This is a genomic window from Deltaproteobacteria bacterium, from assembly GCA_040223695.1.
In the GTDB taxonomy this organism is placed as follows: Bacteria; Desulfobacterota_D; UBA1144; order Nemesobacterales; family UBA2774; genus JAVKFU01.
Genome location: JAVKFU010000015.1, coordinates 547,084 through 562,158 on the forward strand (window position 1 = coordinate 547,084; position 15,075 = coordinate 562,158).

Annotated in this window: 15 protein-coding genes; 3 read left to right on the top strand and 12 right to left on the bottom strand. The window is 49.6% G+C overall.

Features of this window, described 5'->3' with window-relative positions:
• Window positions 1-3 precede the first annotated feature (3 nt).
• From RIG61_06770 to RIG61_06805, 8 genes are all read right to left on the bottom strand, one after another.
• Complete coding sequence (locus RIG61_06770; protein MEQ9618860.1) at window positions 4-1,347, bottom strand: sigma-70 family RNA polymerase sigma factor; 1,344 nt, start codon at window positions 1,345-1,347, stop codon at window positions 4-6.
• Window positions 1,348-1,375: 28 nt separating this feature from the next.
• Window positions 1,376-2,668, bottom strand: coding sequence for a glutamate-5-semialdehyde dehydrogenase (locus RIG61_06775; GenBank protein ID MEQ9618861.1), 1,293 nt, complete (start codon window positions 2,666-2,668; stop codon window positions 1,376-1,378).
• Between the two features lie 211 nt (window positions 2,669-2,879).
• The gene (locus tag RIG61_06780) at window positions 2,880-3,824 is read right to left on the bottom strand and encodes an SDR family oxidoreductase (GenBank protein ID MEQ9618862.1); all 945 of its coding nucleotides are present in this window, start codon (window positions 3,822-3,824) and stop codon (window positions 2,880-2,882) included.
• Between the two features lie 42 nt (window positions 3,825-3,866).
• Window positions 3,867-4,469: an adenylyl-sulfate kinase gene (gene cysC / locus RIG61_06785; GenBank protein MEQ9618863.1), complete on the bottom strand. Its 603-nt coding sequence runs from the start codon at window positions 4,467-4,469 to the stop codon at window positions 3,867-3,869.
• Window positions 4,470-4,717: 248 nt separating this feature from the next.
• Window positions 4,718-4,897, bottom strand: a complete 180-nt coding sequence (locus RIG61_06790) for a DUF5989 family protein (protein MEQ9618864.1) — start codon at window positions 4,895-4,897, stop codon at window positions 4,718-4,720.
• 64 nt (window positions 4,898-4,961) lie between these two features.
• Window positions 4,962-6,749, bottom strand: a complete 1,788-nt coding sequence (locus RIG61_06795) for a carbamoyltransferase (protein ID MEQ9618865.1) — start codon at window positions 6,747-6,749, stop codon at window positions 4,962-4,964.
• Window positions 6,750-6,830: 81 nt separating this feature from the next.
• Entirely contained in the window at window positions 6,831-7,112 is a 282-nt protein-coding gene (locus RIG61_06800) for a hypothetical protein (protein ID MEQ9618866.1), read from the bottom strand.
• Between the two features lie 214 nt (window positions 7,113-7,326).
• On the bottom strand, window positions 7,327-9,522 hold the full coding sequence (locus tag RIG61_06805) for a LysM peptidoglycan-binding domain-containing protein (protein ID MEQ9618867.1): 2,196 nt from the start codon (window positions 9,520-9,522) through the stop codon (window positions 7,327-7,329).
• A 479-nt stretch (window positions 9,523-10,001) separates the two neighbouring features.
• Here RIG61_06805 and ndk point away from each other — a divergent pair, with 479 nt between their 5' ends.
• A complete protein-coding gene (gene ndk / locus RIG61_06810) occupies window positions 10,002-10,424 on the top strand; it encodes a nucleoside-diphosphate kinase (protein MEQ9618868.1) in 423 nt (140 codons plus the stop codon).
• A 35-nt stretch (window positions 10,425-10,459) separates the two neighbouring features.
• On the opposite strand, the gene lipB is transcribed toward ndk, so the two are convergent.
• Complete coding sequence (gene lipB, locus RIG61_06815; GenBank protein MEQ9618869.1) at window positions 10,460-11,119, bottom strand: lipoyl(octanoyl) transferase LipB; 660 nt, start codon at window positions 11,117-11,119, stop codon at window positions 10,460-10,462.
• 124 nt (window positions 11,120-11,243) lie between these two features.
• Here lipB and holA point away from each other — a divergent pair, with 124 nt between their 5' ends.
• Window positions 11,244-12,278, top strand: coding sequence for a DNA polymerase III subunit delta (gene holA, locus RIG61_06820; GenBank protein MEQ9618870.1), 1,035 nt, complete (start codon window positions 11,244-11,246; stop codon window positions 12,276-12,278).
• A gap of 8 nt (window positions 12,279-12,286) precedes the next feature.
• Here holA and rpsT read toward each other — a convergent pair whose 3' ends face one another.
• Window positions 12,287-12,577, bottom strand: coding sequence for a 30S ribosomal protein S20 (rpsT, locus tag RIG61_06825; protein MEQ9618871.1), 291 nt, complete (start codon window positions 12,575-12,577; stop codon window positions 12,287-12,289).
• Window positions 12,578-12,733: 156 nt separating this feature from the next.
• On the opposite strand from rpsT, the gene fsa reads away from it, so the two are divergent.
• On the top strand, window positions 12,734-13,381 hold the full coding sequence (fsa, locus tag RIG61_06830; protein ID MEQ9618872.1) for a fructose-6-phosphate aldolase: 648 nt from the start codon (window positions 12,734-12,736) through the stop codon (window positions 13,379-13,381).
• A 20-nt stretch (window positions 13,382-13,401) separates the two neighbouring features.
• Here the strand turns inward: fsa and RIG61_06835 are convergent, their stop codons facing one another.
• Together RIG61_06835 and RIG61_06840 are read right to left on the bottom strand one after the other, a co-directional pair.
• Window positions 13,402-14,178: a TlyA family RNA methyltransferase gene (locus RIG61_06835; protein MEQ9618873.1), complete on the bottom strand. Its 777-nt coding sequence runs from the start codon at window positions 14,176-14,178 to the stop codon at window positions 13,402-13,404.
• Entirely contained in the window at window positions 14,178-15,074 is an 897-nt protein-coding gene (locus tag RIG61_06840; protein MEQ9618874.1) for a polyprenyl synthetase family protein, read from the bottom strand. The genes RIG61_06835 and RIG61_06840 overlap by 1 nt, the downstream gene beginning before the upstream one ends.
• Window position 15,075 lies beyond the last annotated feature (1 nt).

A 15,075-nucleotide genomic window follows, 5' to 3' on the forward strand; every position in this document is an offset into this window, starting at 1 on the left:
ACTCTACTCGATGAAGCTTTTCAATATCGCCCCCACATCGGAGTCCTCAAGCTTCTCAAGCGCTCTCTTTTCTATCTGCCTTATGCGCTCCCTTGTTAGTCTAAAGTGCTTGCCGATTTCGTCAAGCGTGAGCGTTGTCTCGAACCCGATACCGAACCTCATCTTCAGTATCTGCTCTTCCCGCGGTGTCAGAGTGGAGAGCGCGTCCATTATTTTCGACGTGAGAGTGGCCTTGGCGAAAGCGTAGTCGGGGGTGGAGGAAATATCGTCAGGTATGAAATCCAGCAGAGTGGTTTTCTCTCCGTCAAGAACCGGGGAGTCAAGCTGCACGACTTCCTTAGTGGCCTCGAGCACCCTTTTGACGCCCTCAATGGATATACCGGTCTTTTTTGATATTTCTTCCGGCATCGGCTTTCTGCCCATTTCCTTATTCATCACCGAGCTGATCCTGTGTACTTTGGTAGCCTGCTCCAGGACGTACACCGGCACTCTTATCGTCCTTGTTTGATCGAGCAGCGAGCGTGATATCGCCTGATGTATCCACCATGAGGCATAGGTGGAAAACTTGTATCCCTTCGTATGGTCGAATCTCTCAACCGCTCTCATAAGACCTACATTTCCTTCCTGTATAAGATCGGGCAGCGGAAGCCCGCGGCTCATGTACCTCTTGGCTATACTCACCACGAGTCTCAGATTCGCCTTGATAAACCTTTCTTTAAATCTCCTCGCCCTCGACATATACGCCTTGGACAGGAGGCTTGACCTCCTTATGCTCCTTTTCGCAGCTTCGCCGTCGAGTTTAGCGATTGATGACTTACGAGCGCCGGGGCGCTTTCTACCCCTTGCCGCGCCCTTGGGCTTGAGCCCCTCTACCTGCGAAACCGTGCCTTCGAGAGCCTTGCCGAGTCTTTTCCGGAAAAGATTCTCGAATACGGTTCTCATCTCCGCCGCCTTAGCCTCACACCTCTTTATCTTCGCCGAAACTTCGATTTCTTCTTTCGGAGTCAGTAGCGGCTCCATTCCCATCTCCCTGAAATAAACCTGAAGAAGCCTGAATTCCTCATCAGGGGTAAATTGCTTTTTCTCCTCAGAGCTTTCCTGCTCTTTGGATATATCTTCCTTCATGTCGATTTCAGTCTCGGACAATTCCGAGAGAACCTTTTCATCCACATCAATCAAGAATTCGTCATCCCGCTCCGTACTTTCAGTTTCATCCGAATATTTATCATATCCCGACTTTGTAAATTCAGCGTTCTTCTTTTTCTTTTTGTTCTTGATCGATCCGCTCCTGGATTTCGAGTGATCGGATACAGGATGGGTTTTGCTTTTTAACCTTGCTTTTCTCAATTTCCATCCTCCTCTAATTTAGATGGCACTACTGTCTGATCTGCCCTTCTCCGAAAATAATAAACTTGGTAGTCGTTAGCTCCTCCACACCCATCGGGCCGAACGCATGCAGTTTGGAAGTGCTTATGCCTATCTCCGCTCCGAGACCGAGCTCGAAGCCGTCGCTGAACCTGGTGGACGCGTTCACCATCACCGTCGATGAATTGACACCGTTAATAAACGCCTGTGAATTGCTGTAATTCTCCGTGATAATCGATTCCGTATGCATGGAGCCGTATTTCTCGATATGGTCTATAGCCTCTTCCAAGCCCTTTACGACTTTTACGCTCAATATCAGGTCGAGATATTCCTCGTACCAGTCGGCCTCGTTCGCCGCCTTTACTTCGGGCGCAATTTGCCTCGTCCGGTCGCACCCTCTTACCTCAACCCCTTCCTCGCCGAGGGTTTTTATTACTCGCGGCAGGAATTCGGGCGCAATCTTTTCGTGGACGAGCATCGTCTCCATGGCGTTACATACACCGGGACGCTGGACCTTGGCGTTAACACAAATACTTTCCGCCATACCGAGATCGGCGCTCTCATCGACGAAGATATGGCACACGCCCTTATAATGCTTAAGTACCGGTATCCGGGAATTCTCACTGACAAATCTTATAAGCCCCTCCCCGCCTCTCGGTATTACCAGATCTATGTGCTCTTCGAGCTTGAGCAACTCGAGCACGGCGGCTCTGTCGGTAACGGGTATAATCTGGACGGAATCCTCAGGAAGACCGGAAGCCTTAAGCGATTCCCTCAGGATTTCACCGATCGCGATGTTCGATCTTATTGTTTCCGATCCGCCTCTCAGTATGACTGCATTGCCGGACTTTATACAAAGCCCCGCGGCATCGGCCGTAACATTCGGCCTGGATTCGTAAATAATTGCGACTACCCCCAGCGGGATTCTCATTTTGCCCACGTTAAGACCGTTGGGCCTTTTCCACATCCTTACAACCTCGCCCACAGGGTCCTTAAGACTGGAGACCTCCAGAAGTCCCTGTGAAATCTTTTTAATCCGCTCTTCGGTGAGCGTGAGCCTGTCTATCATGGCTCCTGAAAGCCCCTTCGAACGGGCGCCTTCCACATCCTTTTTATTCTCGTCGATAATGAAACCGGAGCTATTCAGTATGCCTTCCGACATCCTGATCAGAGCGTCGTTCTTAGCGCCGGAACCGGCTCTTCCGAGCTTGTGTGAAGCGTCTTTCGCTTTTTCGGCAATCCCTGTTACGAGCTTTGATAATCGGGTGTGTTGAGTTTTGTTTTTTGCTTTGATATCAGACATTTAGATTGATCTTTAGCCCTACACCTAGTATCTAAATCATAATACATCCCGTAACAAAATGTCAAGCGGTATTTTCGTCTTCAGGGACCCTCTTCATACCAGCCCGGAGACATCACGAAAAGACATATTTTAAAGGATAATCGGTTAACACCCGCGTGCTGAAAGGGGACCTACAAAAGCTCAACCCGGATTCAAATTCCTCTCTGACAGTCTATTTTCGTGAAAGATGATCTTGAAAATATTCTACAGTCCTGAGAAGACCGTTTTCAAGATTGACGAAGGGCTTCCAGTCCAATTTTCGCCCGGCAAGTGAAATGTCGGGCTTTCTCCTCCGTGGATCGTCGTGGGGCAGATCTTTGAAAATAACCTTTGATCGTGAACCTGTTATCTCTATTATCTTTTCCGCAAGCTCCAGAATGGACACCTCATCGGGGTTGCCCGCGTTCACGGGTCCCGTGAAACCTTCGGGCGTATTCATCATGCACAATATCGCCTGCACCATGTCGTCCACGTAGCAGAATGACCTCGTTTGGGAACCGTCGCCGTAGACGGTTATGTCTTCGTTCCCGAGTGCCTGGATAATGAAATTACTCACCACGCGGCCGTCATTCGGGTGCATCCTGGGACCGTAGGTATTAAAAATCCTGAGCACTTTGATGTCTATTCCGTGCTGACGGTGATAGTCGAAAAAAAGCGTCTCGGCGCATCTCTTTCCTTCGTCGTAGCAGGCCCTCGGGCCTATAGGATTTACGTTTCCCCAATACTGCTCTGTCTGGGGATGTACCGCGGGGTCTCCGTAAACCTCGCTCGTCGAGGCCTGGAATATCTTCACCTTGAGCCTTTTGGCAAGCCCGAGCATATTGATAGACCCCGAAACATTGACTTTTGTCGTCTGAACCGGGTCGAATTGATAGTGTACCGGGGACGCGGGGCAGGCGAGGTTGTAAATCTCATCTACCTCCAGATAGAGAGGAAAACAGATATCGTGCCTTACCAGCTCAAAGTAGGGATTTTCGAGGAGGTGCTCGATATTGTGCTTGGTGCCGGTAAAAAAGTTATCTACGCATATCACCTCGTTGCCCTCGGAAAGAAGCCTTTCCGTGAGGTGAGAACCGATAAATCCGGCGCCGCCCGTTACCAGTATTCTCCTGTGCATACATCCTCTTCCTTAGCGGGTACTAAGTATGCGGTAAAAGATTCAATTCGAATTCAATACGTTTTTCTCGTTGAGATAAGAGATGATGCGCTCAACCCCTTCCTCAAGCGATAAATTGTCCGTCTCGATGACTATTTCAGCATTTTCAGGTTCTTCGTATGGGTCGTCTATTCCCGTAAAGCCTTTAATGATGCCTTCTCTGGCCTTCTTGTATAACCCTTTCACGTCCCTCTCTTCACAGACCTCAACAGGACATTTAACGAACACCTCTACGAACTCGCCGTCCTCTACGAGCTCTCTCACGGCGTCCCTGTCCCTACGGTAAGGGGATACGAAAGCCGAGAGCACGATATTTCCCGAGTCAACGAAAAGCCTGGAGACCTCGCCTATGCGCCTTATATTCTCTGCCCTGTCCTCTTCGGAGAATCCCAGGTCCTTGCAAAGCCCTGTCCTTACGTTATCCCCATCGAGTATATATGTCCTTATGCCCGAGCTGATGAGCCTTTTTTCCACCTCGTTCGCGAGCGTGGACTTTCCTGAGCTGGGAAGACCGGTAAACCAGAGAATCAACGAGCCGTGCCCATTAAGTCTCCTCCTGTCGTCCTTGCGTATCTCGTGCTCGTGCGGAATTACAAATCTCTGCATTACTAACCTCCTGTAATTCTAATCGATAATAATTATAGTTTGTCAGATGAAGTGGACAAGAGTTTAAGTGAAATTATGAAAAGGTCAAAATTTTAACGGATGAACCGCTCTGGACCTTAAATCCCGATAGGCTGCCTCAGACGCCTCTTTTGTATCAGCCGGCTTCTATCCCCAAACCCTTGACGCTGTGGGTAATCGGGTCTGCACATGCACCCGGACACGATGGACCGGGTGCATTTTTTTTAGATTTAAAATAGAGTGTATATGAAAGGAGCCACGGCAGAGCCCTGGGCGAAAATGATAAGGAATCCGAAAAGGAGAAGTATAAGAAGCATCGGAGTGATCCACCACCATTTGTTCTGAAGAAAAAACTGAAGGAGCTCCCCGGCTATACCCATTCTGTTGGTTATGCTCTTTAGGAAAGACATACGATAATTTCCTCCGGAAATTACATAAAATTATAACCCCCAGAATTTTATATTATTCCGCGGGTTATGACAATTTCTCCTTGTCAACGAGGTAATTGCCGAGAACGAGCACGTCCATACCGCTCTTGTTAAAGGAGTTAAACGCCTCTTCAGGCGTATTCACTATCGGCTCCCCTTTGAGGTTAAAAGAGGTATTGAGAAGCACCGGAACGCCCGTGGCCTCTCCGAAGGACTCTATGAGCCTGTAGTATTTGGGGTTCAGCTCCTTTCTCACGGTCTGGAGTCTTCCGGTACCGTCCACGTGGGTTATCGCGGGGAGAACGTCCCTCTTGTCTTCCTTCACATCGGTTACGTAAAGCATGAAACGTGCCGGATAGTGTTTTTCGGGCTCATCGATGGAGAAATACTCCCCCGCCCTTTCCATCAGAATCGAGGGGGCGAAAGGGCGGAACGGCTCCCTGAATTTTATCTTGACGTTCACTATATCCTTCATATCCGTCCTTCTTGGGTCGGCGAGTATGCTCCTGTTTCCAAGCGCGCGGGGCCCCCATTCGAAACGTCCCTGATGCCAGCCGATAACCTTTCCCTCCTGGAGAATATCCGTGACTCTCTCTATGAGCCTGTCGTCGTCTTCAATGAGGGTAAAGGGAATATTATTCTCCCGGAGGAACCTCTCGGCGTCAGCCGGGGAGTGCTCCTGTCCCCAGTAAGCGTGCTCCATAACGAATCTCCTGGGCTTCCCGAGAAGGGCGTGATAACCGTAAAGCGCGGCGCCTACAGCTCCGCCGCCGTCACCCGCCGCCGGCTGTATATAAATCTCGTTAAACGGGGTCTCCGTGAGAATTTTCCGGTTAGCCACACTATTGAGAGCCACTCCGCCCGCCATGCACAGCTTGTCCAGACCCGTTTCCCTGTACGCGTAGCCGGCCATCTTGAGCATAATCCGCTCGGTCGCGGCCTGTATGCTCGCTGCTATGTCAGCGTAATACTGGTTCTCTTTTCCAACCTGATCGTAATTATCGGGCTTATCGCCGAAGTAAGAAGGATATCCGGTCGAGGGGGTGAAGAAATGCGCGTCGGGGTCTCTGGGCTTGCCGAAAAGCTCTTCGAATTTCTTGTTAAATGTTTTCTCCGAGGAGTAGTGAAACGAAAAATAGTCCATGTCCAGCTCGAAACCGCCGTCATCGTCAACGTGAACCAGCTCGAAGACCTTGTCCACGTATTTGGGCTCGCCGAAGGGAGCCATTCCCATGACCTTGTACTCACCCTCGTTCACCTCGAACCCTAAAAACGCCGTAAACGCGCTGTATAAAAGTCCGAGAGAATGGGGGAATTTTATCTCTTTAATGAGCCTGATGTCCGTCCCCTTTCCTACACCGAGGGCAGCGGTGGTCCACTCCCCCACTCCGTCAACAGTGAGAATCGCGGCCTCTTCGAAGGGAGAGCAAAAGAAGCTGCTCGCCGCGTGCGAGAGATGGTGCTCGCTGAAAAGTATTTTTGAGGGGGGAATATCGAGCTTTTTCTGAAGCAGATGCTTGATCCAGAGTTTATCGCCGAGCCATGTTATCATAGCCTCCCGGAAGAGCTTCATCGAGCGGGGAAAGGTCTGCATGGTGCAGAGCAGAAGCCTCTCAAACTTGACAAACGGCTTTTCAAAAAACATCACGTAGTCCAGGTCACCGGCCTCGATTCCACCCATATTCAGGCAGAACTCGATGGCGTTTTCTGGAAACTCGAAGTCGTGCTTGATCCGGCTGAATCTCTCTTCCTCGGCAGCCGCGATAAGCTCGCCGTCCCGCAAAAGGGCGGCGGCCGCGTCATGAAAATAACACGAAATTCCAAGAATATTCATTTAATCACCTTACCTGCAGTAAGTACGGACTGATATTGAGAACCCCCGCATTTCAAGAATTACAAAACCGGATATTTAATCCTAGAACTGCCTTTCCGCCCTTTCAAGCGGCGGGATATCATCCTTCTGCTCCCTCGGATGCCACCCCTTGCGGGCCTTTTTCTTGATCTCAAGCGGATCGGTAAACAGCTTTATCAAGAGCGCGAAAGGCATAAGCAATATGAAATAAAAGATCGTAAGTATGACTCTCGCGTTGAAGTCGCCGATCTTACGCGCAATCTTCTTCCACCCCTCCCACGCGCGCCTGAATATACTCTCTTTCTCACCGTCGTTTCTTATCTTCTCCTGAGAGGATTTATGCATCAGGAATTCGTCTCTCCCGTGTATTTATATCCCGCTATATCAGCAAAATTCAAAAGTGTAAACTACCAGAGATTTCATCAATTGAACAGTCGTTTAAATTATGACTCCGGGCGTCTATATTTTGAATAATAAAGGATGGTAAAAATAAATCCCGGAAACAGCGCTAAAAGGGTGAGAGATGATATGTGTGCCGATGTAAACCGGGGTATTAAATCTACCCGCCGATGGTATCAGTTTTCTCTATTTTGTAACTGAGATTAGTAATTTCCCATGTGCCGCCTTTCCAGCTGAGCTGCCAATCGATCGTTCCACGCGAATTTTTCATCGTCCCTGTCCGCTGATCCTTGAATTTGATATAGAAATCGCCGCGTACATACCCGATTTTTTCGCGGAGATTTACATTGTTAACTTTGATATCGTAGCTGATTATATCGAGTGAGGCGAAATTGGATTTGTAGGTATCAATGACACTTGAAATGCTCCTGCCGTTCTCAACTGCGTCCGGCGCAAAAAGGGATTCTATCTTACCCACATCCCTGGTCTTATACGCGGACGCGTACTCGGACACAAAGCTGTAAAGGGAATTTTGATCCGGTTCGGGAGCGGTCCGATAGGGGTTCGCTATATTTTGATTCCCGACCGATACGGCCGTGGCGGAAAGGACCGGCGCATAACCTTTTACCGCCTCTTTCTTTTCAGCAGGTGTCCGGGGGGGACTATCCTTTACCGCTTCCGCCGCAGGCAGGGCGGGATCCTCCTTCTTCTTCGCAGTCTCCTTTTGTCCGGGTTCTATGCGGGTCGCCACCCGGGGAAGCGCCGGGCCTGAAATGATCAATTCCTGCCCGGGCCTGATCTTCTTTCCCGAAAGCTGGTTTAACCTGTCTAACTCATCGGTTGTCGTGTCGAACTTCCGTGCGATCGTCCACAGCGAGTCTCCGTTCCGAACCTCGTACAGCCTGACTGCGCCCGGAGGCTCCTCTTTGTCCGTATCATTATTGATCACAGCGACTTCTGTCGAGGGCTCTTTAGCGACTTCAATTGAGGGTAAGGCACCGCCTGAGACAATCAACTCCTGGCCGGGTTTTATCTTGTTCTCCGAAAGGTTGTTCAGCCTGCTCAGCTCGTCGGTTGTGGTGTCAAACTTCCGTGCGATCGTCCACAGCGAGTCCCCGTTTTGAACCTTGTACAGCCTGACCGCGCCCGGAGGCTCCTCTTTGTCCGTGCCTTTATTAATGACCGCAACTTCTTCCGCCGGATCTCCGGGTTCATTAATATTTATATCGCCCGTATCCTGAACGCTCAACAGAGATGCGAGCTTATCCCCTGCGTCTTCTTCCTCAGTCTCTTTTTCGGGTTCTTCCTTTTCATCAACTGCGGCTAAAGTTTCGCTTTCCTCTTTGGTCTCAGCCCCGGTATCCGGTTCGGCGGTTACAGGTTCGTTTAATGATTCAACAGGAAGATCTTCAGCAATTTCTTCATCATCCGCAGCCTCAAGGACCTTCGCTATAACATCTTCGTCTATTGTAATTACTTCCGAGCCGACCGTATCGCTTTCACTCTCGCTTGATTCAGGCATCTCCGCTACAATGTCTTCGTCATCTGCAGTTTCTTCCGACTCAAATTTATCGTCAATGTTCCTGCTTGATAAAAAATCGGTTATATCTTCCTCCGCAATGCCCGGAGGAGCGCTATCCCTTTTTTCATCCGTTCTTAAAGACTCTCTCTCGTTTTCTGCTATAACCGATTCCATCGGGTCTCCGCGGTACGCGGCATTCGGAAGCCCGGGCTGCTCGATTTTTTTAGCGAACATCTCTTTTTCTTCCTTGGAGCCGAACAAAAGTCCCGAGCCGGCGGCGTATACAATCACGATCAAGAGGAAGACCACGGATGCTCCGTAATAGAAATTCTTATTGAGACCTCCGTCAGATACCATGACGGGTATGAAGGGCAGGTATCTTCGGTCATAAGCGTCCCGTTTCTCCATATTTCCCAATACCGCGTACGCCTCGTTTATCTTTTTAGCCTCGTCCAGCCTATCCGGTCCGGCCTTGTCGGGATGATGGGACTTCATTAGCTCTATCCAGCTACGTCTTATCTCTTCATCCGTCGCGTCGTATCCTACGTTAAGGATTTTGTAATAATTGGTTAGTTCAGCTTGATGGTACGGGACATAAAAATTAAGTACGGATTTGGCCTGTTCTATTATAAAATTTTCGTTCAGTTTCTTTCTACGGGCGATTTTCTTAAGCAGGTTGTAGTTGGGCGAGCGTTTGCCGTCCGAGATATCTTTCAGAATGTTAAAATAGAATATTCTATCAACGGAAAATCTATCAACGAGTTTTCTGATATCGTTGGTGTAAACAAGCTCCGCGACTACTCTGTCGTAAGTGCGTTTATTCAGTCTAATCATCTTAAGTATTTCCCTGGGCGCGACACCCCGTGCGCCCGCTACATAGACTTCGACTTTTTTCCCGCATCAAAAGCACTCAGTATATATATTAATGCCGTATCTACAGATTGCCACAAGGAGAAGTAATGAAATTATATTACCCGGGATCCGTCAGCCTATCAGATATGAAAAGCCGTCGTAGTTGTTCGGGTACGCCACACTCTTTGAAAAACCCCCGTCACCTCTTACGCTCGCACACTGCATACGAAAATGGGATATATATACCGTTTTCATTTTACACTATTTGACGTAACTTACTCAATACCTCAATTGATCTTAAATTTATATTTTTCCGGCGGAAAACTTACAAATATACCAGGCACTCCCGGGAGCGCGTTACAAATCCGTATTAAACTTGTAGAATTTGTAATCGGGGTTTAATTTGACAAAACGAAATTTACGGAAAAAATTAAGGATCAAAAATCACTCGGAGGCGCAAATTGGAACGCACATTATCGATCGTAAAACCCGATGGGGTAGAGAAGAATGTAATTGGAGAAGTAATAGGCAGATTTGAAAAAAAAGGTTTAACGGTTGCCGCGCTGAAAATGATAAAGCTCACGAAAGAGGACGCGGAGGGATTCTACGCCGTGCACAGGGAGAGACCTTTTTTCGGATCGCTTACCGATTTTATGTCACGTGGGCCGGTGGTGATTATGATCCTCGAAGGGGAAAACGCGATATCGAAGGTAAGGGAGATAATGGGCGCCACCAACCCTGAAGAGGCGGATGAAGGCACAATCAGGAAAGATTTCGCGAGTAATATCGAGGAGAATACCGTACACGGCTCGGACTCTCCCGAATCCGCGGACTTCGAGATAAATTACTTCTTCAATGCCCTTGAGATTTGCGGCAGGGAATAGACGGATAGAACGGGGGCCGGTTAAAGTTTAATCAATTACGGATCGGCGAGCCTTTCGGAATGTACTTTAAACACTCGACAGAAACAGCGGACGAAGCGGTCTGAAACAGCTTTCATGTCAAAATCTCTGCCCAGAAGGTTTTTCATGGACGTAACCTCCGCGCCCTCAATTCCGCAGGGTACTATGAGAGAGAAATAGCCTAGATCGGTATTTACGTTGAGCGCGCATCCGTGCATGGTTATGCCGTTTTTGACCGAAACCCCTATGGAGGCTACCTTGCTCCCCTCCGTCCATACCCCGGGGTATCCCTGCCTCCTCTCGCCCCCTATGCCGTATTCAGAAAGCAGCAAGATGAGCGTTTCTTCGAGCGCCCGGACGTAGGATTTGGCGCCTAGTGTAAACTCTCTCAGATTAATTATAGGGTAAGCGACGAGCTGACCCGGCCCGTGAAATGTGACGTCCCCTCCCCTGTCAGTCCTGTAAACCCGGACTCCTTTCTTTTTAATTTCTTCTTCCGGGAGCAGGAAGTTTCCACCCCTGCCGAATCTGCCGTCGGTTATAACCGGGAAATGCTGAAGCAAAAGCAGGAAGCCGTCTCCACCGGAACTTTTCTCTTTCAGCTTCCGGTGATATTCGTTTTGCAGCGTTAACCCGCTTGCATAGTCAATCAGTCCGAGATAATCCCATCCAATCATTTTTTTCCGGACATCTTCCATAGTGATAAAGATTATAATCGATTATACGCGGCTCTCCAGACGACTTGCCCGGCGACTCGGGCTCGAATATACTCCAGATTAAAACTACGTGCGCTCAGGGGGAATGACGAATTACCCCCTCAGGTCAATCTATATGAAGAAAAGGTCTTCCTCCAAAGCCGGTTTCGATGAATTTATGAATGCTCTTGCCTCCGGGGAATTGAGCCCCGTGCTTATTTTTACGGGGGAGCAGTCCTATCTCACGGAAAAGGCTGTCGAAGAGCTTAAAAATTCCTCTCTCGGCCCCGGAGACAACATAAACCTCATTACCTTCCACGGCGACAGCGCATCGGGGAAAGAGATCGCCGATACCGCGAGCACCTACCCGATGTTCTCCAAGATGAAGCTCGTAGTTTTAAAAAACGCCGAGAAGCTTCAGGCCAGGGAGCTGCCCCCGCTCGAAACCTATATAGAGTCGCCTTCTCCTTCCACATACCTCGTGCTAATTTTTACGGACGGGAAAAAACCCGGGCTTGGCGGAAAAAAGAATGTTTCCCGCTACGATTTTACTGTCGAGAAGGGAAACACGGTTTCTGCGGCCATGGAGGAGGCGCGAAAGCTCGGATACGAGCTCACCAGAGCCGGTGCCGAAACGCTTATATCCTTTGTCGGGGAGGACTTGACGGAGATTCATAACGAGCTTCAGAAACTGTCATTATATAAAGGGGATAACAAGAAAATCGGCCCGCAGGAAATCGAGAGCATGACCGTCAAGAATCAATTCGCGGACGTATATCAGCTGATAAATGCGATTTCCAGAAAGGATAAGAAAAACGCCCACAGGGTGCTCGCGGAGCTTGAATCGGCGGGTGAGGAGCCGCTTTCCATACTAGGGATAATAAACTGGCGTTTCAGACTCCTCTGGCGCGCGAAGGAGCTAATCGACAAAAAAACCCCAAGGGCGGAGATATTGAAAACATTGAAGGTGTCTCCGGGGCAGTTTTATTATTTAAGCGAGGACCTGAAGAAATTCTCGTACGACGATATTATACGAATAATGGGTGCGCTATCGGATTGCGACAAGCGGCTCAAATTAAGCTACGTCCCCAAAAACTTCGTTCTTACCAAGCTGGTTCTGGAATTATGCTCTAGGAATTGAGGGGGTTTTTAAGAGGCCGGCTGCGAAGCGCCCTTTGAAAGCCCGGACATTCTTTTAGCCAGTCTCCCGGTCTTTCTAGACGCGGTTTTTTTCTTCAAAACGCCTTTGGAAGCGGCCTTTTTAAGCTTAGACTCCGTTTCCCTAAGGATTTCCTCTGCGGCTTTTAAATCACCGTTTTCCAGCGCCGCGTCAAACTTCTTGAGCTGGGTCTTGAGGTCGGATTTTACAACGGTATTCCTCTCCCTTCTCTTAACATTCTGACGGCGTCTCTTAAGCCCTGATTTAATTCTTAATGCCATAAATAAATCTCCTTCCGCTATTAATCCGGTATATTGTGCAGGTTATAAGCGCTTTGTCAAATAAATACAGCCTGATTAACAGGGGCCGGTCATCCCTATTTTATGGGCATGACAAATTATGGTATATTCCTCGGAAATTCCGTAAAGGGGGCAGTTATGAAATTCTTTCTCGACACGGCGAATATGGACGAAATAAGGGACGCGGCGAGCTACGGAGTGCTGGACGGCGTTACGACCAACCCCACCCTCGTCTCGAAGGAAGGGGAGCAGAAGGGTTTCAAGGAACTCGTGAGGGAGATATGCGAGATAGTGCAGGGGCCGGTGAGCGCCGAGGTTCTTTCAACGGATATAGAGAGGATGCTCGATGAGGCGAGGGAGCTTGCGAAAATTCACAAGCATATCGTCGTGAAAATGCCCCTTACGGAAGACGGAATAAAGGCTACTAAAATCGTGTCGGACGAGGGTATAAACGTAAACGTGACGCTTATCTTTTCACCCTCTCAGGCGCTTATCGCGGCAAAAGCGGGCGCGGCTTACGTGAGCCCCTTTGTCGGGAGGCTCGATGATATATCCGAGTTCGGAATGGAGATGGTTAAGGACATCGTTCAAATTTTCGATAATTATGATATAAAGACCGAAGTACTAGTGGCGAGCGTGAGGCACCCGCTTCACGTGGTGGAAGCGGCTAAAGCAGGAGCGGACGTGGCCACAATGCCGTACAAGGTATTCAAGCAGCTGATCAAGCACCCTCTTACGGACATCGGGCTTGAAAGGTTTCTCGCCGACTGGGGCAAATCAAAGTAACGAAGATTAATCAGCTATTTTTATCCCGCGCCACATTTTTTCACCGCAGCAATCAGGAACTCCCTATTCCCCTCAGCGCCGAGAACCGGTGAGGGAATTACACCATTTATGTCAAAGCCAAGATCCTTCACGAAATTCTCTATTTTTTCGATGACTTTCCTATGTTTTGCCTCGTCCCTGACAATTCCGCCCTTCCCCACTTCGCCCTTTCCGACCTCGAACTGGGGCTTTACGAGGGCAATCAGAACGCCTCCCGGCTTCAGGACGTCAGCCGCCGGGGGAATGATCATTGTGAGAGATATAAACGATACGTCCACAGCGACTAAATCGACCTTCTCTCCTATATCTTCGGGTCTGAGGTAGCGCGCGTTTAATTTCTCGAGCACCACTACGCGGGAATCATTTCTGAGCCTCCAGTCAAGCTGACCGTAACCCACATCGACAGCATAGACTTTCGCGGCCCCCGATTGGAGAAGGCAGTCTGTGAACCCGCCTGTCGATGAGCCGATATCCAGGGCCGTTTTCCCGGACACGTCTATTTCAAATGATTCAAGCGCGGCTTCGAGCTTGAGCCCTCCGCGGCTAACATACCTGAGTGTGGATTCTTTTACCGAAATATCGGCCCCTTCCCCGACAAGCGAGCCGGCCTTGTCTATCCTCTCACCGCCGACATAAACATTTCCCGACATTATCAGGGAGCGGGCTCTGGTCCTTGTCTCCGCCAGTCCCCTCTCCACCAGTAGTATATCGAGTCTCTTTTTGTTTTTTGTACGGCGCTCCCGTACTCTGTCAGTCATCAGTAATTTCTGCAGCCCAGATAAACGGCTATTTCCCTGAGCGCCTCGGCCTCAGGGCCCATATCCCTCAATTGCCTTAACGCATTTTGCGTGAGCTCGGAGACCTTTCTTCTGGATTCTTCAAGACCCACGAGCTCCGGGTAGGTGGACTTCCGGCGTTTCGCGTCCGCCCCTCTCTCTTTTCCGAGCTTCTTTCCTCCTTCTATATCGAGCACGTCGTCAATTATCTGATAGGCAAGGCCTATCGACCGGGCGTATGACTCGAATTTTTCGAGCTGCTCTTCATCGGCTCCCCCTATCCTGGCCCCCGCCGTGACCGAAACCTTTATAATAGCGCCTGTTTTAAGGGCGTGCATCCGCTCCACCTCCCCGACTGCAACCTCGCTTGTCCCCTCAAGCGCAAGATCCATCGCCTGCCCCTCTATCATCCCGGAAGATCCGGCGGCGTGTGACACGTCCATTACGACCTCGCAAATGACCATCGGATCTATCCCGCCTGATAATCCCTCCCTTACCATAAGGTTAAAGGCGTCGGTAAGAAGGGCGTCTCCCGCAAGAATCGCCGTCGCCTCGCCGAATACGTTATGGTTGGTAGGAATCCCCCTCCTGAGGGAGTCATCGTCCATCGAGGGAAGATCGTCATGTATGAGGGAGTAGGTGTGAATCATCTCGACGGCGCAAGCGACGGGCAGAACCTTTTCGGCCTCCCCTCCCACAGCTTCACTTGCCGCGATCATTAGAATAGGACGGAGTCTCTTTCCGCCCGCAAGCGCGCTGTACCTCATGGCCTCAATAAGACCGGGATGTGACGGCCCTCCGCCCTTCAGATAAAAATCTATTTTCCGGTCAATCAGGTTTCTTCTCTCGGTCAGGTAGCTCTCTATATCGAATCTCATT

Coding starts and splice junctions, on each gene's coding strand:
- RIG61_06775 (MEQ9618861.1), bottom strand. CDS start 2,668: ATGTCTGATATCAAAGCAAAAAACAAAACTCAACACACCCGATTATCA.
- RIG61_06780 (MEQ9618862.1), bottom strand. CDS start 3,824: ATGCACAGGAGAATACTGGTAACGGGCGGCGCCGGATTTATCGGTTCT.
- cysC (MEQ9618863.1), bottom strand. CDS start 4,469: ATGCAGAGATTTGTAATTCCGCACGAGCACGAGATACGCAAGGACGAC.
- RIG61_06790 (MEQ9618864.1), bottom strand. CDS start 4,897: ATGTCTTTCCTAAAGAGCATAACCAACAGAATGGGTATAGCCGGGGAG.
- RIG61_06795 (MEQ9618865.1), bottom strand. CDS start 6,749: ATGAATATTCTTGGAATTTCGTGTTATTTTCATGACGCGGCCGCCGCC.
- RIG61_06800 (MEQ9618866.1), bottom strand. CDS start 7,112: ATGCATAAATCCTCTCAGGAGAAGATAAGAAACGACGGTGAGAAAGAG.
- RIG61_06805 (MEQ9618867.1), bottom strand. CDS start 9,522: ATGATTAGACTGAATAAACGCACTTACGACAGAGTAGTCGCGGAGCTT.
- lipB (MEQ9618869.1), bottom strand. CDS start 11,119: ATGATTGGATGGGATTATCTCGGACTGATTGACTATGCAAGCGGGTTA.
- holA (MEQ9618870.1), top strand. CDS start 11,244: ATGACGAATTACCCCCTCAGGTCAATCTATATGAAGAAAAGGTCTTCC.
- rpsT (MEQ9618871.1), bottom strand. CDS start 12,577: ATGGCATTAAGAATTAAATCAGGGCTTAAGAGACGCCGTCAGAATGTT.
- fsa (MEQ9618872.1), top strand. CDS start 12,734: ATGAAATTCTTTCTCGACACGGCGAATATGGACGAAATAAGGGACGCG.
- RIG61_06835 (MEQ9618873.1), bottom strand. CDS start 14,178: ATGACTGACAGAGTACGGGAGCGCCGTACAAAAAACAAAAAGAGACTC.
- RIG61_06840 (MEQ9618874.1), bottom strand. CDS start 15,074: ATGAGATTCGATATAGAGAGCTACCTGACCGAGAGAAGAAACCTGATT.